The following is a 23145-nucleotide window of genomic DNA, read 5'->3' on the forward strand; positions in this document are numbered from 1 at the left end:
GGGACTGCCCTTAAACCATATGAATGGATTAAGGGCAGTCCCATCAATAAAAATAATTGCGGAATAACAAAAAAACTAAGGTTGCTCAATATCCTCGAACGTCATTTGAGTATCCAGCTTGTTGAACAGTAGCTGCGTCTCCTCTTCCAAATTATCAGTGGATTCGAAGTTTGATGGTTCAGGCAGCTCATTCAGACTTGCGAGACCAAAGCTCTCCAAGAATGATTTAGTCGTCCCGTATAAGATTGGACGCCCAACGGCCTCCGCACGACCTACCTCGTGGATCAAGTCCTTGTTATTCAGCGTATGAATTGCACGTTCGGATTTCACGCCTCGAATCTCTTCGATCTCCACCCGTGTAATTGGCTGACGGTATGCCACGATCGCCAATGTCTCTAATGCGGCCTGAGACAAGGTTGATCTGGATGGGGAGTAAGCCAAGCGCTCAAAATAATGGGCATGATCAGGCAATGTAGCCAGCCGATAATTCCCGGCAATTTGAACTACCTGCAATCCCCGCTCCTGTGTTACATAATCCTCTTTCAGTTCTTCTAATGCTCCAGCCGCAAGCTCTGGCCGCTGCTCCGTAATCTCGGCGACTTGCCGAACGGAGATCCCTTCATCACCTGATAGAAACAACAGGCCCTCAATAATCGATTTCAGCGTTTTGTAATCCATTGAAGTGTTCTCCTCCTCTCCACTCCATTACGATGTCATCAAACAATTTCTCTTGATAGCAAAAAATCGCCTTCATTTTCATTAGTTCCAGAATCGCAAGAAAAGTAACTACGATTTCGTGTCGCGCCATTTCATCGTGAAGCAGTGCTGAGAAGTGGAGCTTTCCGCCCTTTCCTCTGCGTTGCAGCGCATCCGATACATCACGTATACGATCTTTTACCGATATTTCGTCCCGGGTGATCCGCTGGTAAGAAGACCTTCTTGCCGCCTTACTTAGCGCTTTACGGAAAGCAGCTATAAGGTCGGAAGTATGTAGTCCTTTTAGCGTATGGTCAATCTCTTCTGGCACGAATGGACCCAGATCCTCCGGCTCCTTCGTAAAAATCAAGCTCCGTTCGCTCTCCATATCCATTAAATGAACAGCAATACTCTTGAATTTACGATACTCAATCAGTCGCTGAACGAGTTCAGCTCGTGGATCAAATTCATCATCTTCGTAATATTCAAAATCATCGATCTCAATGACCGGTGGTTTGGGCAGCAATAGCTTGCTCTTTATAGATAATAGGGTTGCGGCCATCACGAGAAATTCACTCGTAATATCCAGTTCAAGCTCCTGCATGCTTCGCAGGTATTCCATATACTGTTCGGTGATCTCGGCGACCGGAATGTCCTGGATGTCGATTTCCGCCTTATCAATTAAATGCAAGAGCAGATCCAGCGGACCTTCAAACGTTTCCAGCTTGTACAATACAGTCACGAAGCATCCTCCCGCCAAAAAAAGTAAAGTGCAGCGTCCATTGGACGCTACACAAGTAGAAAGGGCTCTTATAATCCATGCTTTCTTCTTATATTATAAATAAGCACGAATTCGACTGATTCGTCAATAGCTGTCTTACTTAAACAGTTTGTTAAGATTTGCCATTTCAATCGCAGCAGTCGCAGCATCCCAGCCTTTATTTCCGGCTTTGGTTCCTGAGCGTTCAATGGCTTGTTCAATATTCTCAGTAGTAACTACCCCAAAAATCGTCGGCACACCGGTTTTAAGATTGATCGCAGCTACCCCTTTAGCGACTTCATTACATACATAATCATAGTGCGTTGTGGATCCACGGATAACTGTTCCTAAAGTAACTACCGCGTCGTATTTGCCGCTTTCAGCCATTTTTTGAGCGATCAACGGAATTTCAAACACGCCTGGAACCCAAGCTACATCTACCTCTTCATCGCCAACACCGTGGCGTTTAAATGCATCCAGTGCACCGGTCAAAAGCTTGCTAGTAATAAATTCATTAAAACGTCCTACTACGACCCCGTATTTTAACCCCTCAGAAACTAAATGTCCTTCTAAATATTTCGGCATATCAATCATCTACCCTTCGTTTTTTTATTGTGTGTGGTTATACTTTCGAATCCTCATTTTGTTCGATGTCATCAAAAGACAACAAATGCCCAAGCTTCGCCTGCTTTGTATGGAGATAATTGGTATTATCCTTATTCTCCGGCATTTGTATCGGTACGCGTTCAACAACTTCCAATCCATAACCTTCCAACCCTTTGATCTTCCGAGGGTTGTTTGTTAGGAGGAGAATTTGGCGTACACCTAAATCCTTCAGAATCTGTGCACCGATCCCGTAATCACGCAAATCTGCTGGAAAACCGAGCTTTAGATTCGCATCTACAGTATCGAGTCCTTCCTCTTGAAGCTTGTAGGCTCGGAGCTTATTAATAAGACCAATACCTCTACCTTCTTGACGCATATAGAGTAACACGCCTCTACCGGTAGCTTCGATCTGCCGAAGAGCCGCTTCAAATTGCGGGCCGCAATCGCAGCGATGGGAGTGGAATACGTCTCCCGTCAAGCATTCGGAATGTACACGTACTAACACTGGTTCATCACCAGAAATATCGCCCTTCACCAAAGCTACATGTTCTTTATCATCCACTTCATTCGTATAAGCAATCGTCTGAAACTCACCGAAATCGGTAGGCAGACGCACGGACACCTCGCGATTAACGAGTTGTTCCTTTTCGTTCCGGTAGTGAATTAGATCCTTGATACTGATCAACTTAAGATCATGCTTCTTTGCAATCTCAACCAGATCAGGCAGCCGGGCCATCGTGCCATCTTCCTTGATAATTTCGCAGATTACACTGGCTGGATAAGCACCACACATACGGGCTAAATCAACAGCAGCCTCGGTATGTCCGGAACGGCGCAGTACGCCGCCTTTTTTCGCGATCAGCGGGAACATATGGCCAGGTCTACGGAAATCAGATGGCTTAGCTTTCGGGTCAATCATAGCCTTTACAGTCAAGGATCTTTCCCCTGCAGATATACCAGTAGTTGTATCTTTATGGTCAACGGACACAGTAAAAGCAGTCCCATGATTATCCGTATTGTGGCTGACCATGGCCTGAAGTTCAAGCTCTTCCGCTCGCTCTGCGGTAATTGGTAGACAGACCAAACCACGTCCCTCAGTGATCATAAAATTTATGACTTCTGGTGTTGCCCGTTCGGCAAGTGCTATAAAATCCCCTTCATTCTCACGATCTTCATCATCCACCACGATGATGACTTTGCCGCGCATTAAATCATATATAGCTTCTTCAATCGGGTCCAAGACACTTTCCTTCTTCGATTGTTCGCTCATGATTCTATCCTCCTAATAGCTTTACGAAGCGTTGTTTCCTTCTTCGTAAGCTTACTCTTTATTTAAACAAATCCGTTCGCCGCCAAGAAATCACGACTAATCCCTGAACTGCTATCACTTTCTTCATCCTGTGCAGCTGAGCCATAATGCAGAAGATGATCGACATATTTGCCAAGGACATCACACTCTATATTTACACTATCCCCTGCCCGCTTGTAAGTTAGCACGGTTTCCCCTAACGTATGCGGAATGATGGATACAGCAATCGATGAAGCCGTCGTCTTTACTACCGTTAAGCTAATGCCATCGATCGTGACCGATCCTTTAGGAATGATGTATTTGAACAGCGATTTGCGATCTGGCGCAATCTCATATACGACTGCATTCTGATCACGCTTTACGCTTTTGATGACGCCTGTTCCGTCTACATGTCCCTGAACAATATGTCCTCCAAATCGACCACCGGCTGCCATTGCTCGCTCCAGATTCATCCGACTGCCAGGACGTAGCTCCTTCAGGTTACTGTTTCGATAGGTCTGAGGCATGACATCCACTGAAAAATAGTTCTCGCCTAAAGTTGTCGCTGTAAGACAGACACCGTTAACCGACACGCTATCACCAATTTTCAGGTCATCCATGATGACCGAAGCGGCAATGTTCAGCACCATCATTTCTCCACCGGTGGAGACACTTCTCAAAGTGCCAACTTCCTCAACTAATCCAGTGAACATGCTTTCCCTCCTAGGAGTTTTGTGTGAGTAACACATCTCCGCAATCTCTCCGAACAAAACTTGCTCCGGAAGCATAAGCTTTAGCGCACCGGAGTGCCGCTGATACATACATTATCTCCGAGCACTTTTACTTCCAATCCCTCCAGAGAAATCGCATCCTTCATCAGCTCTACACCAGGAAATACGAAGGTCCCTTTCGCTTCAGCACCGCCGCCGACAATCTTTGGAGCGAAGAAGAGAATCACTCGATCAACCAGCCCACTCTCCAGCATCGCGCCATTTAGCGTACCTCCGCCTTCAAGTAAAATTGATCCAATTTCCATCTCGCCGAGCGTTACCATAGCAGCCTTTAATTCCACTCGTGGTCCTGCTCCGCTAACAACGATTTGGACACCTGCCTCTAGCAGTGCTGCTTTTTTTGTAGCGTCTGCGGCTTCTGTTGTCACGATAATAGTAGGCGCTAGGCCGTCACTTACAACTGCCGAATCCAAAGGAATACGTAGTCCAGAATCAATCACAATCCGTACCGGATTAATACCCGGCACTTCCGTTCTTGTTGTTAGTGAAGGATTATCTGCAATCACTGTATTCACACCGACCATAATTCCCTGATGCCGATGCCGCAGCGTATGTACGATCTCCCGCGCTTCTCCATTCGAAATCCATTTACTGTCACCAGATTTGGTAGCTAAGTTGCCATCAAGCGTACTAGCACTCTTCAACGTAACGAAAGGCTGTTTTGTCAAAATATACTTGATAAACCGCTCATTCAGCCGCAGTGCACGGTCACGCAGCAGCCCTACCTCGACTTCAATGCCATGCTCACGCAGCATTTGAACCCCGCGACCCGCCACTTGAGGGTTAGGGTCTTCACAAGCAACTACAACTCTGGCTACACCCTCGTCGATCAGCCTTTGGCTGCAAGGCGGAGTCTTACCATAATGGCTGCATGGTTCCAGCGTGACATAGGCAGTGCTGCCCTGAGCCTGACCGGCCGCCATATTCAAGGCATGCACCTCAGCATGACCTGTTCCGCGCTGCAAATGAGTTCCAAGTCCAATCATAGCTCCATTCTTTACAACAACGCAGCCAACAACAGGGTTAATTCCTGTCTGTCCTTGGGCCCGTTCTGCCATATCCAGCGCTAACGACATATAAAACTCGTCATTCATGTTGTCCATCTCGTCCTCCTTATCCACTTACTGTCTATCTGATGCTTAAAAACAGAAAAACCCATCTCATTCTCCAGGAGGAGTTCAAGATGGGTTATGCGAGAGTTTATCGGCAGTCCAAATAAAAGTGTGCGTAAATAACCGTCAGACGACGGCACTTGTGAAATATCGCACATAATAAATGAAAGCACTGCAGTCCACCTGTCTATTACAGACAAGCGGTTAACCTCTCCTTCTTCCATCCAGACTATACTGTCGGTCCCGGAATTTCACCGGGTCCACCGTTCGCGTCAACAACGCGAGCCGGGTAGCGGACTAAGTGTAGTAGATAAACTTAATAAATAAGCACTCTACAACAGCATCACCGCCGGTAGGGAATTACACCCTGCCCTGAAGGATTGATCCTTTATTTAATTGAGGTTCAAGTTTTCCTTACTAACAAAATTATCACTTACACCATCGAAATGCAAGTGCGTTTAATATATTTACTTAAAATTTGTAACTTAATTCTAAGATGTATGGTGATTACAAGATGAAACAAAGTTATTATCTCTTATTCATCCATACCTTTCGCTAGACTAGAGAAAGCCTGCAAATGATCATCTTTTTGTACAGATAACTTCTCCATTAGTTCCAAAAACTGCAAAAGTTCAGGTATATCCTCACTTATGGCTCGAAGGCTTCTTCAGGAGCAAGAATAACTGCTGATTTGCAGGAATTAATGCTTAAGCCTTCCTCGTGTCATTTAAAAATGTACTTTTGCAGGTTTATTCAACGGTTATAGTTACTGGTTAGTCAACCATCAGCATCTTTGAGCTACACCTTGTAGCTTATACCCTTGATCAATCCTTACACTTACGTAAAAAAAAGAACCCAAGAACCGCCAGGACTAGTATCTCCCGGCGCTTCTTGGGTTTTTTCAGGATTACAAACCACGTTCTTGTTGTTTCAACAAATCACGAATTTCAGTAAGCAGCACGATATCCTCTGATGGTGCAGGAGTCTCGACCACTTCAACTTTAACTGCTTCTTTACGTTGAAATTTGTTTGCAAGCTTGATCACCATAAAGATTGAGAAGGAAATAATAAAGAAATCAACTACCGACTGTAAAAATAGACCGTACGGGATAGATAATTTATTATCCATAACCATGACATTCAGAGCCCGTTCCTTGAGATCTATACCACCTGTTAACAAACCGACGATCGGCATTATAATGTCAGCTACTAATGATGTCACAATCTTACCAAAAGCTGCTCCAATAACAACAGCAATCGCTAAATCAAGTACATTACCTTTCAGGGCAAAGGCTTTAAACTCTTTCCACATCTTTCAATTCTCCTCCAACATATTGAATTTGAAATTATTATAGCATAGTAGCCTCCCAAATCTTAAGACATGTTAAGAAACTATTAAGTTTACCTTTACTTTTACCAGTCACCGTTGTTAAGAACTCTCCTGTTAAATAAGGATTAAAGACTACAAAAAAGGAAGATTTCTATCATGACAACTCTTAAAAAAGAAAGGATTCCAGAACTGCAGCTCGTCCGTGCTCTATGTATTATAGCTGTAATCACCGTTCATGCCACCTCATATGCGACTATTCAGATGACAGGATCAAGAAGATCTTCTCCACCTTTTCAAACGCTTTTGCCGAGTAGATAAGTCCCGATCCAGAGAAACTGGCGGTAGTGGTTTAGGGCTCGCCCATAACGAAGAGCATAACTGAGCTTCACGGTGGAACCATTACAGCCAAAAGCACCCGACATTAATCACGCCGGGTGCTTTCTCATTACAATTCCGAAGCAAACTTAGTCAGTTCACTTACTCTATGTTTCCCTTCCGTCTGAACACACGGTTCAGAATAAAGCCTATTGCTATTAATCCTATGCCTGTCATGTAGAGCGGCGCAGGGCTACTCTCTCCCGTCTTCGGAAGCTGAGGATGAGCAGCCCCTGAGGTGCTGTTGTTCACTGTACCTTTCGGTACTTCCTCATCAGCGATGTCGACGTCTCCCAAAGGAACATCTTCATCTGTAATCACTAGATCTGGCGTTTCCTCCTCTACTGATGTCGCGGACTCCAGACCGGTCGTATTCCCAGGGCCAGCAGGTACAGGCGGATCATTGATGATTATTCCCGGCACCAACGAACTCGTAGGCGTAGGTGCTACCGTCGATTCTGGTGTGGTTGTGGCTGTCGGAGCTGATGACGGAGTAACAGTTGGTTCCAACGATGCTGATGGTGTTGCTGTTGGGGTTACAGTTGGCTCTGACGTTGCAGTAGGCGTAGGCTTGACTACTTTTTGATTCGTAATCACTAGTTGATTCGCTGACGAAGAATGAATGGACACTGGATGTTCAGTAGAATCAAGTACATAGCCACTTGGAGCTGTCGTCTCAATCAATACGTAGTTCCCCAGCCATAATTTGTTGAATGTGGCTGTACCTGCGGTATCTGTGGTTACGCTGGTAATAAATATCCGGTCTGAGCCGTTTAGACGATAAAGTGAAAATGTCGCATCTTCCAGCGTTTTCAAGTTGTCCTCTGCATCCAGCTTCTTGATCGTCAAGGAGCCTCTAACCCCGCTACCTGATCCCGATCCACTTGACACACCGACAATAATTTCTTTAGAAAAATCTTTATTTATTTCGATAACATTATAACCACTGAAACGAACAGCATTAATAACTTTGTCTCCTGTATTCGCCATAATCAGGGATTGATAGTCGAGAATATAAGGTTTACTAATCTCCTTGGCGAAGCTTAAATCAAACGACTGCTTGCCGTCTACATCTGTTTTTATTTCTAGGCTGTAATCGATACCCTGAATCAATTCAGGTCCGCTTTTTGTTACATCCCCGTTCTCAGCTACGATTGTAGGATACAGATGGAATGAATCCTGCAGCAAAATTTGATTAGCACTAGGAGTATCCTTGATTAAAGCGTTCTTCACAGTAGACTGACCACGATTAATTTGAATGCTCCAATCGATTTTATCGCCATTCTGAGCACCATTTTTCAAGAGATATTCGTCTCCATAAGGCATCTTTACAGTAGCGTTCAAATCCTTGGAAACCTTTTTTGTCCCATCATAGAGATTGGCTTTATTATCAATAGTAGCGCCAATAACTTGGCCATCAAGACTTATATGAAATTCTATAAAATATGCGGAACGAATGGCGTCTGTAAAAGAGACCTTCAACTCATTATTACCACTGACACTATAAGTGTATTTACTACTGTTCACCTCAACACCTTTCGTTGGGTCACCATTTCGTGCAACATTCATGGTGTACACTTTCAGCGAACTAGGAACCAGCGTTTGACCAGATTTCAAAATATCCACGACCTCTGGTTCTGCAACCGTTTTTCCATTATAGTTGACCCCTATCGTCCATGCTAATTCTTTAGTCGAAGCATTATAGGAACCAAATTTCAAACCATTACTTTTTGCTTCAGTTCTTGGAATGAATAGCCCTTCTGCTTCTGTTGTGCGTGGAACTTCGGACGTGTCTATCCAATCCATCCGAACCTTGTTATTGAAATTTTCTGTATTAGACCAAATCCAATCCTTATTAAACTCAGTTGCATAACTAATCGTATAAAGACCCAAAATCTGCGAATGAAAGACCACCTTGAACCCTTTATTAGACTGAACAGGGCTATTGTATTCTAAACTATAATCTGCAGGTTTTAATATACTTCCGTTCGAATTTCTAATTACAAGCGATTCCGGGATGAACCTTAGTCCTCCAAATGGGAACGATTCCGTAATCTCAACATGGCCCATCGGATAGTTGTCACTGTTCAGTGTGACTTTCCATCCAACCGTGTTATTCTGATAATCTACACCTGTTAAGTTCTTATACAGAATGGCTGACCGTATTAAGCGAGTAGCCTGTTCGGTGTAGGTACTATCCGTAACTGTATTAGTAATAGTTGTATCTTCAAACACACGCTTTACAGCTTTGGTCTTATATTCGATCCGATAGGGGGAGGATACATCATGTTTAAATTGCAAAATAAACCCAGTCTTATTCACGTCTGACGCTGCAACTACAGTGTAATCAATATCCTTTGTCATAAGATTGCCTATCGTTGCCGTACCCGCTGAATCCAGTTGTACCGTGTACACTTTTAACGAATCCGCTACTAACGCTTGAGAATCATCAAATAAATCCGTTAGTTTAGCATTTCCTTGCGGAATCGTTTTTTCATTATAGTTATATTCGATTGCCCAGGAAATGATTTGTTTGCTCCAGTCATACCCGCTGGAATACTTGCTCAAGCTTCCTCCTCGTTCTACTTGAACAGTAGCAGAGGAACTAACAGGAACTTGCCCATCTCCTGTAAAAGTCGCTGTATTTGTAAAGCTTAGCTGATGCTCGTTAGTAATAACTGTGGCGTATTCAATACGATAGGCACTCGTAATCGCAGGATCATTAAACCGAACAATTAAGGATCCTCCATTGAACTCTGTAGAATATTTACTGGTATCAAGTAGTGCACCTTGCGTCACCGAACCGTCCAACTGGATACTCAGTTGATACACACTCACAGTGACCGGAGTACTAAGTGATAAGCCTGCTGGTATAAGGTCTGTTACGACTGCATTCCCAACGGCATTTAATGATTTGTTAACGTCAACAGACCACAAAATACGATCTGCATTGAAGCCTTGAGGGATCCCCCTCTTCTCAATGGTCGATCCGACACTCGGTTTAAAATTTACCGATACTGTCTGAACGCCACCGCTCACCGGGAATAAAATTTGCTGAACAGTACTTCCTGAGATTTTTTGTTTATCAAACTTAGTATTGATCCGAAGCGTTCCTTGTACGTCATCATGCGTTTCTATGTAGTCATTAAAGGTCATAGTTACTTGGTGTGATAACTGCTCAACTGCAAAAGTTCCTACATCTCCATCCTCTGAGACCAACGAGCCGTTAATATCATTAAACAGCTGAAACTGCTCTGGAAGCTGAAAGGTAAAGGTGTCACCTTGCTTGTACTGATGATCATTCGGAAGAGACCACGTATAGTCTAATGTTACATTAGCATCTTGTTCATAGACGCTATCCGTGACGGTCAACCCGTCTGCACCGTATACAGCCATTGAGACACTAGTGATGATATTCCGCTCATTATCGATCGCTGCTGCTTTTACTTGTGGAGCAAACCCGATGCCATAAGCATATTGCGATACAAGCATCAGAATTACGATCATCACACTTATTCTTTTCTTTAACATGGTCCAAAAGCCTCCAATTCCTTTTCCAATTTGTTTTTTTTGTGTTTGAATCCCCTCTTGAAGCGTAATTTCTGCCACTGTTCATGCTTGAATGCTTCTTATGTAATTTCGCGCCCATCGCCCCATCTTATGTTAATATAATGAAAAGCCTTCCTTTTATGGCGCAGTTGACAGAACACATACATATATAACCATTTTATGGATGTCTAGAAACATAAAATATCAAATTTTTACAAATTTATTTTTGGGGTATGTTTTTATGTACGAAGGAGGTTCGTTCATGCATCTTTCATCTTTTTTTGATCGACAGCGCACCGAGGATTTCATTATGTTCTCCCCTTCACATTGGATTGCTCTGTCTATCATCGCATTGGTGTGTCTACTGCTTTACGGTTTCAGATTCGAAATTCGTACTGATGTGAGAACTCGGCAAAGTGTTCGCTTGCTGCTGATTATTATTCTTGTGTTCTCAGAAGCGGGACTTCAAATATGGTACACCTCTCAGAACGTATGGCAATCCAGCACCTCACTACCGCTCGAACTATGCGGAATCACTTTACTTTTATCCGTTATCATGCTGATTACACGCAGCCGAACACTTTATTCTTTTCTCTATTTTGCTGGAATTGGTGGAGCATTCATTGCGTTATTCACACCTAATCTGGTCTATCCATTCCCTCATTTCCGATTTCTTCTGTTTTTTATAGCTCATGGTGGTATTATTCTCGCTTCTCTTTATATGACCTGGATTGAGGGCTATAAGCCGACTTGGAAATCTCTCTTGTTCACCATGCTAGGCCTAAACATTGTGGCTGCTTGTATCTGGATCGCCAATTACATCCTAGGATCTAACTACATGTTCCTATCTCACAAGCCCAGTACTTATTCCGTATTGGATTATTTTGGGCCTTATCCTTACTACCTACTTTTTGAAGAGTTGTTTGCCTTCATTGTGTTTCTGCTCATGTATTTGGTATTCTTCTCGGTGCCAGGGCGGCGTAAATCGAGGCGTAAACGAATAAGCCGTATTCCTTATTAAATCAAGTATAAACGCCTTTGGCGTCCTTATAAGGACGGGAAGCGTTTAAGCGAGAAATATAAGACATAAAGTATTGTGTAAAACTTATACTTTCTTATATTTGCAAAAAAGGCCAGCCTCCGATAATCCGGAGACTAGCCTTTTTAAATTCCTAATCTTAAGCTTCGATGATTTCTACCGAAGTCATTTTATCGCGTCCTTTGAAAGTATCAACAAGATCCATACCTTCTACCACTTTACCGAATACAGTGTGTACTCCATCCAAGTGAGGTTGCGGAGCGTAGCAGATGTAGAACTGGCTTCCGCCTGTGTTCTTACCCGCATGTGCCATAGCAAGTGTTCCGCGCTCGTGTTTGTTTGGGTTGATCTCGCAGTTGATTGTGTATCCTGGACCGCCAGATCCAGTTCCGTTAGGACATCCGCCTTGAGCTACAAAACCAGGAATAACGCGGTGGAATGTCAATCCATTGTAGAAACCTTCTTTTACTAGCTTTTCAAAGTTAGCTACAGTGTTAGGTGCGTCTTGATCGAACAAGTCAATCAGCACAACGCCGCCATTTTCAAGAGTAATTTTCGCTTGCTTTGCCATATGTAAATGACCCCTTTCAAAATAAACAAAATTAGAATACCTCAATTATATTACTATGAAACCACGCACAAAGCAAAGCAAGCAGGAGTAATTCCTACTTGCTCTTTATGCCTCTCCAATATTCCCTACTTACAGTAGCGGTTGTTACTTGGCAACAGCGGCTTGTTTAGCGATACGCTCAGGAACAATATCGTTGGCAATAAGATCATTATAGCTTTCACGACGCACTACAAGATCGCTTTGTCCGTTCTGAACGAACACTAAAGCTGGACGACGAAGCCGGTTATAGTTGCTCGCCATGGAGTAATTGTAAGCGCCTGTGCAGGCTACAGCCAACAGATCGCCGCTTTCAGCCTGCGGCAGCTCTACATCCCAGATCAGCATATCTCCGCTCTCGCAGCATTTACCAGCTATGGAGACGGTCTCTGTAGCTTCATCATTAGCTCGATTTGCTAGTAATGCCTCGTATTTAGACTGGTACAACGCAGGACGTGGATTATCAGTCATTCCGCCATCTACCGCAACGTACTTGCGCACGCCAGGGATATCCTTGTTAGATCCTACAGTGTAAAGTGTAGTTCCTGCATCTCCAACAATACTGCGGCCCGGCTCTACCCAAATTTCAGGCAATGCACTATAGATTCCAGCAAAGTGAGTCTTCACTGCATCCGTAATCGCAGCCACATATTCAGAAACATGTAACGGGGTATCCCCCTCAACATAACGAATACCGAACCCTCCACCCAAATTCACTACGCTGAAATCCACTTCTAGACCTTCTTTAACACTACGTGCAAAAGTCGCTACACGCTCAACAGCCAGCTGGAACCCATCCGTTTCAAAAATTTGTGAACCAATATGGGAATGCACACCAAGCAGTATTAGATTCTTTTTGCTGACTGCCGCTTTAACTGCCTCATAGGCCGATCCATTACCAATATCGAATCCAAATTTAGAATCCGTCTGACCAGTTGCGGTGTATTCATGCGTATGTGCTTCAACGCCAGGCGTAACACGCAGTAAGATTTTAACCTTAACTTCCTTACGTGCTGCAATCGACTGCAAAAGATTAAGCTCTACCAGATTATCGACTACAAAGCAGCCGATCCCGGCATCAATCGCCATTTCGATCTCTTCAGACGTCTTATTGTTGCCATGAAAATGAATGCGTTCTGCCGGAAAGCCAGCCTGCAAAGCTGTATAAAGTTCGCCATCAGATACAACATCAAGTGACAAACCTTCCTCATCAGCCAAACGTACCATTGCCATTACTGAAAACGCCTTGCTTGCGTAAGCTACTTGGAAACCAAGGCCGGAGGCTTTAAAAGCATCCATATATTCCCGGCAACGTTGTCTAACCAATTGCTCGTCCAATATATATAGCGGGGTTCCATATTCCGCTTTCAATTCAGTTACATCACATCCGCCGATCTCCAGATGCCCCGCATCGTTAATTCGGGTAGTACCGTGTAGAAACATTCTTTAGTCCTCCAATTTCTGTGGAATATCAAGGTTCCACCCTGTCTTAGTGTATTCAGTATAACAGACAGTGGGAACTCCATTGAATGGACTAATTTGCAGTAGTTTTGTATTTTCCTACGATTGTTAATCATTCTTTTGAGAAGGCGGCACTCTTGTATTGTCTCTAGTTTTGTTGAAAGACGGCCTTGTCTTCGAGCTTAAGACTGGCTTGCGCAATAGAATTTCACTCATAGCCTTTGCATTAAAAGGTATAAACGGCCACATATATGACGAGTTATAGGAGCGATGAGTCGTCAGGAAAATCGTAAGTAGCGTCGTGCCAATCATGAAACCTGGCACTTGGAATGCCGCAACGGCTACTAATAACACAAGCCTGACTATTCGATTCGCCAGACCCAGCTCATAACTCGGGGTTGCAAACATACCGATGGAGGCTACAGCCATATACAGAACTACCTCGTTTACAAACAAACCGCTCTGTACCGCTATATCACCAATCAAAATGGCTGCAATCAGACCCATCGCTGAGCCTAAAGGGGTTGGCGTGTGTACTGCGGCCATTCGCAGCAGATCAACCCCAAGCTCCACAATAAGAAATTGGGCGAGTAATGGAATTCTGGCAGTCTTCTGAGGGCCAATAAAATCCAGCACAGCTGGCTTTAGTTCAGGATGAATGACAAGCAACATCCATAGCGGCAGCAGGAACATAGACGCAAATATACCGATGAATCGGACCCACCGCAAATACGTACCCATAAAAGGAGTCTGGCGATTCTCCTCTGCATGCTGACATAGATCAAAAAATGTAGTCGGAAGAACAATAACAATAGGCGAGGTATCTACAAACAGTATTACCCGTCCTTCTAATAAATTGGAGGCAACAACGTCAGGGCGTTCAGAATAACGCACCATAGGATATGGATTCCACCCACCGCCGACAATCGCCTCCTCCAATTGTTTATCTGCCAGAGGAATGCCATCGATATCAATGCTATTGATTTTATCGATAATAGACGTAACCTGTGTTTTATCAACGATATCATCAATGTAAGCCACGCAGACATCCGTTTGTGTCCGTCGTCCAACCCGAAATAACTCATATTTCAACCCTGGATCACGAACCCGTCTTCTGACAAGCGATATATTGCTCAGTAGAGTCTCTGTAAAACCGTCGCGCGCACCGCGCACCACCCGATCAATCGAAGGCTCGGCGGGACTGCGACTAGGGTAAGAACGAGTATCCATGATGATAACTTTGTTCTCACCTTCGATGAATAGCACGCTCAAACCTTCTAGTACCTTTTCGATACTTTCACTTAATGAATTACCCTCTTCCACCTGTATGTGAGGGACGTATTCATTCATGAAGCTTGATAGCACACCCGTAGACAGATTCTCAGATGTGAGATAAGTCAGACGTTTTAGTATGTCATCAGTTACATCTGTATTAGTAAATCCACTTAAACAGAGTAGAGCTGTCTTATGTCCGCCAAAGGACATCTGTCTAAACGTTACATCAAAGCTTGTTCCCAGCCCCATTACCTCAGTCAGTGTTTGTTTCGTATCTTGCAGGGAAGTTGAGATTTCATCATTTCCTTGCCAGTAAATGACGGATTCCTTTAACGAGTTGGAGTGCTCGCTATCACGTTTCTTTTGCAGCTTACTGGTTCCCTTTTTGCTGGTGTTATCCTGTGACTCTTGCTGGGCTTGCTTCTTGGATGGTTTGGACTTTGGTGTCACTTGGACTTGAGATTCTTCCCCGGTCTCTGTTGCCGCCTCTGATCCGCCTGCTAGTTGGGCATTCTGATCTTGCGCCTCACCTTCGGATTCCGAGTCAGAATCTAAGCCGAATAATCTGGCAAAAAATCCTTTACTCGGCGCGTCCTGCTCCTGATTACCAAGCTCATCTGATGCTTCTGCATCCTGTTGACCTGAATCCGGCTGAGCCGAGGTCTCTGCACCCTCTACTTCTGTCCCTAGCTCCGCAGATGCTTCAGCATCCTGCTGCCCTTGACTCGTTTCATCTGTAGGAGCATTTTCCGCAGAATCTGCACTTACACTGGTCATAGAAGCTCCATCAGCTTCTGTGTGATCTGCCACTAGATCCGCTGCAGTATTCTTCATTGCTGCGGCAGCCGCAGCATTTTCTTCCTGATGGTCCTCCTCCGGCGCAGAATCACCGCTGTGAATATATTTGCTCATATACATAACCCCCCGTTTACTGTCGGTATACAAACCAGTCGAACAAAGAACCCGCGACCTTCCCGCTTACCATCGCCATTAACAGCCCGAATAGATAATGTGTCATATTCAAACGTTTCGCGAGTATCGGCAGCACATTTAATACTTCGGTCAAAGCTGCAGCGAGCATCCCGACAAAAATCCCGTCAAAAAGTCCTATACCAAGTTCAACCAAAGGACCTGAGGATATTTTCCAATTCCAAAAATCACTTACCGTACCTAACAATGATCCGCCTACCATTGCACCTTCGTACCAGTGTACTTTATCGTAGGAAGAGGTTAATTGAGCCAGACGGGGCACCATATCGAGCACAACAATTAATGCGATCACCCCGCCACCAACTGCGATCCCACCCGCAATACCCAGCAGTAAATTAAGTCCCAAAGATAAAGGTGCTGTCATCTTCAGTCCTCCATGTTCTCCGGTTGTTTTTCTCCACGACGCCTCATTTTGCTGTACTCCTCATTGACGACGTAATGATCGATATTTTTCTGATACAGGTACATTTCCACTTCTAGCGGTGTAGGCTCCTCATTCCACTTCTTCTTAAATAAATGGTTGAAAAAAATGACCATTCCAAAACCGATTCCAACTGAATAAGCAATCTGAAAAACAATCGGATGCTCATCACGATGTCCGGTTATCATCTCCACAATTCGGATTTGTACCTCCAGCATGTTTACATCTGCATGGAAATTCATGATTGTAAGCGCAGATCCAAAGAATAACAGCAGCCACACTAATACAAACATCGCTACTGAAGGCTTCTTTCTCTCCATCGGGCCCTCAATCTGCACAATCGTCCTACCTTCACCGATCGGCTCAATCACTGCATCCGGAAGAAGCTCATGGATGAGAGGAATAACCATAAGCAGATCGATCAAAATTAGGTTACCATCACTTTGCTTCGGCTCTTTTAGCAGAATAGATTCCAATGACTCCTTAAGCTCTGGCTCAGCAATCAAGAAAGCAATATCACCCAGCGTGATATCTTTACCTTTGGGCACCGACACACGGTTCTTAAGCTGTATATAGATGGCGGGAGCAGAATGTTGTTTCATCCGCAGTCCTCCTAAAGGTTGTGGTGAAGTAGCTCCGGTGCAAGATAACGGTAGTATGGGAGTAAAGCCTTAATTTTACTCTTGAAGCTCTGAATCAATTTCCAAAGATGCTGAAATGCAAGTTGTTCGTTTGCCTGTCTCTCGTGTTTAGTATGTGTTTCAACTTTGTGAATAACAAACCCGCGGAGGCTGCTGCGACTTTTGCAAAAGGGGCGGATGTAGGCTGGCTATCGGAGATGGAATACTATAATTGGTCTTTTTATAATGATACTGGTGTGAAGCAAGATCTACTGCAAATTCTCAAAGAACATGGGCTTTCGAATCATGATTGACTTTCATTACAGTGATACATGGGCAGACCCTGGCAATCAGAAGAAACCTGCCTGGACCAGCAAGTACTTTACAGCTCTAAAGACAGCGGTATATGACCATACCTATGATGTAATGAACACACTCAAATCGAATGGCGTTACTCCAGAATGGGTTTAGGTAGGGAATGAGACGAATAATGGAATGCTGTGGGAGGATGGAAAAGCTTCTGTGAGCATGAGTAATTTTGCCGCGTTGATCAATTCGGGATTCTTCTGGAAAACCAACGATAGCATTGGATGCCTTTTTGAATTAAAAAAAGAAGACAGCCATGGCGCTAAACCATAGGCTGTCTTCTTGTTCTATCCCAGAGATTCTTAAAAATGGAGCGAATCCAGTTTCTTACCTTCAAAATTTAACAAGGCTAAATTGGACCTGGCGTTCTCATGGCCAACGGACCATTCCTTTTGCGAAGGAATCCAATCGGGCTCCCAGTAATAAAAGCCGATACCTTTTCCGTTAGGTGTATTCTCAATATAAGCTTATGAAATCCTTCATATACTTAGCCTGACCCTCTACTGTGGCTGGATAACCTTCATGCAGCTGAGTTTCCTCATTAACAATTACGGAAAAGCCCTCAGGTGCATTCAACGTCCACGGATAGACTGTTTCCACCACAACGATTTCCTTGTTATAACGCAGCGCTAATTCGTTCAGGTTATGCTGCAAGTCGTCCAAAGTACCATGCCACCAAGAGTAGAAAGATAATCCGATAACATCAAAATGGACACCATGTTCTAAGAACCGATCATAAAAGTTACGGCTTGCTGGATGATCAGCCCCGCGGTCAATGTGGATCATGATGGACAAGTCAGAATTGACGGATTTTGCACCCGATATACCTGCTTTAACTAGCATAGTGAACTGCTCCCACTGCTCCGGAGTATCACAATCTCCATCCACCTTGCCCTCTCCCCATAACATGCCTGGCGTAATCTCGTTACCGATCTGCACCATATCGGGCTGCGTGCTTTGGGACTGTAAAGCCCCAAGAACCTGCATTCCAGTCATCCCTTTATATAGTTAGTTTCATTCAATTAGAGTCGGTTCAGAGCGTTTGTGGTTTGGATTGTTGACTCGATATAAAGAATAAAGCGGTCCAGATCAACGCGAACCCGATAATTTGCGGTAGGGTGACGAGCTGATGGAATACGATCCAGTTAATAATTACTCCCGTCATAGGGAAGCTTAGTTCAGCCAAAGTAGCGAAGGAAGCTTTGGTAGTGCTGAGCCCTTTGTAATACATTAGCATACTGAGTAGGCCTGGTAGCAAAGCCTGCAGCAACAAATTAATAGCTATGGCAGCAGATGCACCAAATCCACCATTAATCTGCCAAGGAGCTCCTTCTAGTGTGGTGATAACGAAGAGCAAAGGTAGCGCTAATATAAATCGCAGGGAAGTCACTGTCTCATATTTCATAGACCCAAGTAGATAACGCCCCATTACTGTCGATCCACCCCACAATGCGGCAGCTCCTAAAGCCATCAGACTGCTAACGCCGATAAAGTTGTTCACATGTCCGAATGGAATACTCCAGCCAAAGGTCAACAGATAAGTTCCTACCAGCGCCACACCAATGAGGAGTCCAAAATTTTTGGGCAGACGTTCTTTAAGAATTAAGGCTGCGAGACCGATAGCGAATAATGGCTGAAGCTTCTGTAGCAATAGCACTGCATTCAAATCTCCACTGGAAAGAGCCATTGTAAATAGGATGGTTGCCCCAGCAGAACCTCCCCATGATACAATTAACAGGGCGCCTATTTGGCGTAGACCGACACCTTTAAGCTCGGCACGGTGACGCCATAGAACCGGTGAAGCTGCCAAGAAGAGCACAACATGCTCCAAAAGGACAATTTGCGACGAAGTCAACGACTTCAAGAGGATAATACGAAAGAGCGGATCAACGCCCCATAGTGCTGCACCGAACACAACGAGCCAAAACCCACTGCGTATCGGGGACGTGCTGCTGACCTTATTTGCTGATGATGAAGCACTTACATTACTCATAATCCCATTCTCCTTGTCGATACAAACCCTCGATAAGAGACCAAAAACCCCCGAATCACCATAAAAGGTCGACTCGGGGGCATTATCAATAAAGACGTACAGGATAGACTCCTAGCGCCTTTATCTTATGATCCTCTCCCATCCGGACTTTACCGTCGGCTCTGGATTCACACCAGATCAGTCACTTCTCTGCAAGCAGAACAAGTGAGTCGCGGGCTCAGTTCGCTTTGAACATTACCGCCGGTTGGGAATTTCACCCTACCCCGAGAATCTTGTATTCCGTTGTTTTTTTCACAACCTCAGAATAAACCTCTTCTTGCCATTCGTCCAGTACTTTATGAAAATATACATAAATTTTTCATGTATTACAGCTTTTTATTACATATTCTTTCGACATTATTCTACTGATTCATCCAAAAAGCTACTGTATAATGAAATTATGTTATTTTTCCATACTTTAACAATAAATACAAGGAGGCTGTTATGAAAGAATCATTTTGGATGAAGGAGTCATTCTGGACAAAGTTATTGTTCTCCTTTTTTGCTGTAGGAGGAATAGCTTTTTTAGGATTTATAGGGTTTATCTTTACTGCACTTTCTGGAGGACTTATTTTTTATACACCACTTGTAGTGGTTCTATCTATTGTAATAGCCATCTATGTTGTACTCCTAATTTTTAATGTTTTATCCCGAAAAATAAGATACGTTGTATTGTTATCCATCGTCGGTCTTAGCCTGCTGGCTACCGCTGGACATGAGATTAAGGAAGCTTACATCAGCAGTATTGCCACAGTTGATGATCGGGAGGTCAATCTGAAGCAGTATGAGCCTTTTGCAGAGAATTCCAAAGTAGTTAATTTGGATGAACCTACTACTTTTCATATCGACAGTGATCCGCCTAGATTAGATGGTGCAACCGCACTCTACCCACTGTATTCAGCTTTTGTGCAATCTGCTTATCCTGTGGGCAATTATAATCCGTATAATTTTCAAACGAGTCAAGTGATTTGCAGTAGCACACCCGAAGCTTACAAAAGACTAATTGAAGGTGAAACCGATATTATTTTTGTCGCTGCTCCTTCTCTTGCACAGCAGAAACATGCGAAGCGAAAAGGTGTCGAACTGAAACTCACACCCATCGGCCGCGAGGCTTTCGTATTTTTTGTGAATAAACGAAATGCTGTAACCGGACTATCTACTGCTCAGCTTAAAGATATCTACGCAGGTAAGATCACAAATTGGAAGGATGTTGGTGGTCCTAATAACCGAATTCGCGCTTTTCAACGGCCAGAAGATAGCGGAAGTCAGACCATGCTTCAAAAGTTTATGGGAGATACTCCACTCATGACACCGCCTCAAGAAGATATTGCGGATATTATGAGCGGAATCATTCAACAAACCTCCAGCTATCGCAATTATAAAAATGCACTCGGTTACAGCTTCTTATTTTATGCCTCAGAAATGAATCAAAGTGGGGAAATCGCACTACTAGCCATCGATGGTGTAAAGCCCGACAAAGAGAGTATTCGCAGTGGACAGTACCCTTTAGCCACAGAATTTTATGCTGTAACCGCTCAAAATAACAATCCTAATATCCAGCCATTCCTAGATTGGCTTCAATCTTCACAGGGGCAGGAATTGGTTGAGAAAACCGGTTATACTTCTTTGAAATAAAATCGTCTTATCTAAAAGGGTCAGCAGCACTCCTAGAATCTATGAGTGTAGCTGCTCCTTTTCATTTTATCTAGAGAAATCCCCCCTTTTTTCTCTCTAGTAAAGCGCAACTTTTGGAAACTATTGTCGTTTAAGATTTATATAAGCTGAAACTGCATCAAAGGAAGAAAAAGTAAGAATTGCTAGAGACCAAGAAACGGGGATGGTAGGGATTGCAGATGAAGAAGTTTGGTTTTTTGGCGTTACTGCTGCTTTTGTTGGTGCTGGTTCACCCAGGAACTGGTTATGCCGGCTCTGCAGAAACACACATCAATCTAGACGGCAACGATCTTAAAATTTCAAAAGAAGCACAGGTTCAAATTGTAAATGGAAGCGTGATGGTTCCACTTCGCCTCGTTACGGAGCAGCTTGGTTATACCGTGAAATGGGATAATGTGACCAAGACTGCAACCATTGAGCAAAAGGGAACGACATTAAAGCTTATCGTGAATAATGCGATGGCAGAGGCTTCGGGGAAACAGGTAAAACTGGACAATCCTCCGTTTCTCAGTGGCAACACGACCCTCGTCCCTTTAAGATTTGTTGGAGAACAGACAGGAACTACTGTCGGTTGGGATAATGTAACCAAAACGGTATACTTAACTTCTCCAGCACCAGAGATTGGCGGAAGCGATCCAGAAATTACAGTTCCAGATACATCTGTAACCGCACCCTCTGATAACGGATCAAACGGTAACACAGCAACCGACGGAAATACCTCGACGGCTGCAGTCACAAATCTTAGCTTCGTCGATAACAAACTGATCATTGCAGTGAACGGCAGTTTGACACCTAATGTATTCACTATGACAGACAAAGACCGGATTGTCGTAGATTTACCAAACACCAGCTTTGGAGACAGCTTTCATCAGAACCTCTCTATTGGAAAGAACCAAAGTGGACAGTTGACCGTTACTGAATATCCTAATGTCTCAGCAGTTCGGTATTCATTATTCAGTAGTACCCCATCTACGATCCGGATCGTTATTGATCTGAACAGCGCGAATAACTACAGTGTGACAAATGCTAACGATGGACTTATTATAGTCGATCTAAATGGGACAAGCACCACGCCTCCTGCAACCACTTCACCTGAAGTACCGGTCACAACACCGCCACCTGCAACTAGCAATACTGGCAAGAAGCTGATCGTCATTGATGCTGGGCACGGCGGGAAAGACCCGGGGAGCATAAGTGTGAATAAGCTCATTGAGAAGGATTTTACGTTGCCAACTGCACTGAAAATTGCTGAATTATTAAAGAACGATCCTAATTTTGAGGTCGTGCTGACCCGAAGTGATGATACATATCCCACTCTACAGGATAGATCTAAACTAGCTAACAACGTTAAAGCCGATCTGTTCATCTCGATTCATGCGAATAGTATTGCGGAGGGCAGCAAGAGTAACCCAAGTGGCACAGAGACCTATTACACCCGAAAAGAGAGTTTACAGTTTGCTCAAACCGTTCATAAATATCTCGTAGCCGCTACGGGTCTTTCAGACCGAGGGGTTCGTCAAAGTAGTCTCCATGTCACAAGAGAGACCAAGATGCCTGCTATTTTACTAGAGTGTGGTTATTTAAGTAATACCAAGGATGAAGCACTACTCTTTACCGCAGACTTTCAGGATAAAGTAGCTAATTCCGTTGTTTTAGGGATTAAGGAATATTTAGGTCGATAGAAAAAAGGGGAGCTCATTAGCCATATTGGCTGAGAAGCTCCCCTTTCCTGTTTTATTCAAGTTTGTTATTCCAAACGCTCATTCGTTCTCTTAGATTAGATGTATGCAGCTCTAGCTGTATCCCGTCTGGGTCGAGAAAGTTGACCGTCCAGCCTACTCCCCGTTTAACAGGTCCCCTAATGATTCGTACTTCGTGGGCATGGAGTACCTGTACAGCTTCCTCGAAATGTTCTTCCGCTATACTAAAGGCAATGTGGTCTATACCAATAACACTACCCGTTGATTCAGTATATTCTGGCTTTTCAATGAGGCAAATCCAAGCGTTCCCCCATTCCAGATAGGCATCTGTATTCCCTTTGTGGATTAGCTGAAGGCCCAAAATTCCTGTATAGAAATTCAATGAGCGCGAGAAATCACTTACATTTACCGTTACATGATTAAATCCTTGGACCTTCATGTATGTTCATCTCC

General features: G+C 43.9%; 20 protein-coding genes, 2 pseudogenes and 2 riboswitches. Of the genes and pseudogenes, 6 read left to right on the forward strand and 16 right to left on the reverse strand.

Annotated elements, in window-relative coordinates; translation table 11 throughout:
- Positions 1–75: 75 nt before the first annotated feature.
- The 7 genes from scpB to mscL form a co-directional block, all read right to left on the reverse strand.
- Positions 76–678, reverse strand: coding sequence for an SMC-Scp complex subunit ScpB (scpB, locus tag MHH52_RS20090; RefSeq protein WP_313641603.1), 603 nt, complete (start codon positions 676–678; stop codon positions 76–78).
- A complete protein-coding gene (locus tag MHH52_RS20095) occupies positions 647–1438 on the reverse strand; it encodes a segregation/condensation protein A (protein WP_313641604.1) in 792 nt (263 codons plus the stop codon). The genes scpB and MHH52_RS20095 overlap by 32 nt, the downstream gene beginning before the upstream one ends.
- A 135-nt stretch (positions 1439–1573) precedes the next feature.
- Positions 1574–2041, reverse strand: a complete 468-nt coding sequence (ribE, locus tag MHH52_RS20100; protein ID WP_313641614.1) for a 6,7-dimethyl-8-ribityllumazine synthase — start codon at positions 2039–2041, stop codon at positions 1574–1576.
- A 37-nt stretch (positions 2042–2078) separates the two neighbouring features.
- Positions 2079–3332, reverse strand: a complete 1254-nt coding sequence (locus tag MHH52_RS20105) for a bifunctional 3,4-dihydroxy-2-butanone-4-phosphate synthase/GTP cyclohydrolase II (protein WP_340004186.1) — start codon at positions 3330–3332, stop codon at positions 2079–2081.
- Between the two features lie 62 nt (positions 3333–3394).
- On the reverse strand, positions 3395–4063 hold the full coding sequence (locus MHH52_RS20110) for a riboflavin synthase (protein ID WP_340004187.1): 669 nt from the start codon (positions 4061–4063) through the stop codon (positions 3395–3397).
- Positions 4064–4143: 80 nt separating this feature from the next.
- A complete protein-coding gene (gene ribD, locus MHH52_RS20115; protein WP_340004188.1) occupies positions 4144–5244 on the reverse strand; it encodes a bifunctional diaminohydroxyphosphoribosylaminopyrimidine deaminase/5-amino-6-(5-phosphoribosylamino)uracil reductase RibD in 1101 nt (366 codons plus the stop codon).
- A 217-nt stretch (positions 5245–5461) separates the two neighbouring features.
- A riboswitch (FMN riboswitch) is annotated at positions 5462–5637 on the reverse strand.
- Positions 5638–6160: 523 nt separating this feature from the next.
- Positions 6161–6565, reverse strand: a complete 405-nt coding sequence (mscL, locus tag MHH52_RS20120) for a large-conductance mechanosensitive channel protein MscL (protein WP_339319809.1) — start codon at positions 6563–6565, stop codon at positions 6161–6163.
- Between the two features lie 174 nt (positions 6566–6739).
- Here mscL and MHH52_RS20125 point away from each other — a divergent pair, with 174 nt between their 5' ends.
- The gene (locus tag MHH52_RS20125) at positions 6740–6901 is read left to right on the forward strand and encodes a hypothetical protein (protein ID WP_340004189.1); all 162 of its coding nucleotides are present in this window, start codon (positions 6740–6742) and stop codon (positions 6899–6901) included.
- Positions 6855–7008: pseudogene (locus tag MHH52_RS20130) on the forward strand (ATP-binding protein); the annotation flags it as partial. The gene MHH52_RS20125 and the pseudogene MHH52_RS20130, both read left to right, overlap by 47 nt.
- Before the next feature lie 52 nt (positions 7009–7060).
- Here the strand turns inward: MHH52_RS20130 and MHH52_RS20135 are convergent.
- Positions 7061–10489 carry a collagen binding domain-containing protein gene (locus MHH52_RS20135; RefSeq protein WP_340004190.1) on the reverse strand — a complete coding sequence of 1143 codons (3429 nt, stop codon included), beginning with the start codon at positions 10487–10489 and terminating at the stop codon, positions 7061–7063.
- A 280-nt stretch (positions 10490–10769) separates the two neighbouring features.
- Here MHH52_RS20135 and MHH52_RS20140 point away from each other — a divergent pair, with 280 nt between their 5' ends.
- The gene (locus tag MHH52_RS20140) at positions 10770–11528 is read left to right on the forward strand and encodes a TIGR02206 family membrane protein (protein ID WP_340004191.1); all 759 of its coding nucleotides are present in this window, start codon (positions 10770–10772) and stop codon (positions 11526–11528) included.
- A 157-nt stretch (positions 11529–11685) separates the two neighbouring features.
- Here the strand turns inward: MHH52_RS20140 and MHH52_RS20145 are convergent, their stop codons facing one another.
- The 5 genes from MHH52_RS20145 to MHH52_RS20165 form a co-directional block, all read right to left on the reverse strand.
- Positions 11686–12117 carry a peptidylprolyl isomerase gene (locus MHH52_RS20145; RefSeq protein WP_313641683.1) on the reverse strand — a complete coding sequence of 144 codons (432 nt, stop codon included), beginning with the start codon at positions 12115–12117 and terminating at the stop codon, positions 11686–11688.
- 144 nt (positions 12118–12261) lie between these two features.
- Complete coding sequence (gene lysA, locus MHH52_RS20150; protein WP_340004192.1) at positions 12262–13596, reverse strand: diaminopimelate decarboxylase; 1335 nt, start codon at positions 13594–13596, stop codon at positions 12262–12264.
- A gap of 126 nt (positions 13597–13722) precedes the next feature.
- Positions 13723–15801, reverse strand: coding sequence for a spore germination protein (locus MHH52_RS20155; protein WP_340004193.1), 2079 nt, complete (start codon positions 15799–15801; stop codon positions 13723–13725).
- Positions 15802–15817: 16 nt separating this feature from the next.
- Positions 15818–16243: a stage V sporulation protein AB gene (locus MHH52_RS20160; RefSeq protein WP_340004194.1), complete on the reverse strand. Its 426-nt coding sequence runs from the start codon at positions 16241–16243 to the stop codon at positions 15818–15820.
- A gap of 2 nt (positions 16244–16245) precedes the next feature.
- The gene (locus tag MHH52_RS20165; protein WP_313641687.1) at positions 16246–16902 is read right to left on the reverse strand and encodes a stage V sporulation protein AA; all 657 of its coding nucleotides are present in this window, start codon (positions 16900–16902) and stop codon (positions 16246–16248) included.
- 236 nt (positions 16903–17138) lie between these two features.
- Between MHH52_RS20165 and MHH52_RS20170 the strand changes: the two are divergent.
- A pseudogene (locus MHH52_RS20170) lies at positions 17139–17391 on the forward strand (glycosyl hydrolase 53 family protein).
- 351 nt (positions 17392–17742) lie between these two features.
- Here the strand turns inward: MHH52_RS20170 and MHH52_RS20175 are convergent.
- Together MHH52_RS20175 and MHH52_RS20180 are read right to left on the reverse strand one after the other, a co-directional pair.
- Complete coding sequence (locus tag MHH52_RS20175; RefSeq protein ID WP_340004195.1) at positions 17743–18282, reverse strand: glycosyl hydrolase 53 family protein; 540 nt, start codon at positions 18280–18282, stop codon at positions 17743–17745.
- 37 nt (positions 18283–18319) lie between these two features.
- On the reverse strand, positions 18320–19279 hold the full coding sequence (locus tag MHH52_RS20180; RefSeq protein ID WP_340004196.1) for a DMT family transporter: 960 nt from the start codon (positions 19277–19279) through the stop codon (positions 18320–18322).
- A gap of 126 nt (positions 19280–19405) precedes the next feature.
- Positions 19406–19554, reverse strand: a riboswitch (FMN riboswitch).
- Positions 19555–19762: 208 nt separating this feature from the next.
- Here MHH52_RS20180 and MHH52_RS20185 point away from each other — a divergent pair.
- Positions 19763–20953 carry a substrate-binding domain-containing protein gene (locus MHH52_RS20185; RefSeq protein ID WP_340004197.1) on the forward strand — a complete coding sequence of 397 codons (1191 nt, stop codon included), beginning with the start codon at positions 19763–19765 and terminating at the stop codon, positions 20951–20953.
- A gap of 218 nt (positions 20954–21171) precedes the next feature.
- Positions 21172–22674 carry an N-acetylmuramoyl-L-alanine amidase family protein gene (locus MHH52_RS20190; RefSeq protein ID WP_340009749.1) on the forward strand — a complete coding sequence of 501 codons (1503 nt, stop codon included), beginning with the start codon at positions 21172–21174 and terminating at the stop codon, positions 22672–22674.
- A 52-nt stretch (positions 22675–22726) separates the two neighbouring features.
- Here MHH52_RS20190 and MHH52_RS20195 read toward each other — a convergent pair whose 3' ends face one another.
- A complete protein-coding gene (locus MHH52_RS20195; protein ID WP_340004198.1) occupies positions 22727–23131 on the reverse strand; it encodes a VOC family protein in 405 nt (134 codons plus the stop codon).
- Positions 23132–23145: the final 14 nt, after the last annotated feature.

Origin of the sequence: Paenibacillus sp. FSL K6-0276, from assembly GCF_037977235.1 — a bacterium.
Lineage (GTDB): Bacteria > Bacillota > Bacilli > Paenibacillales > Paenibacillaceae > Paenibacillus_AQ.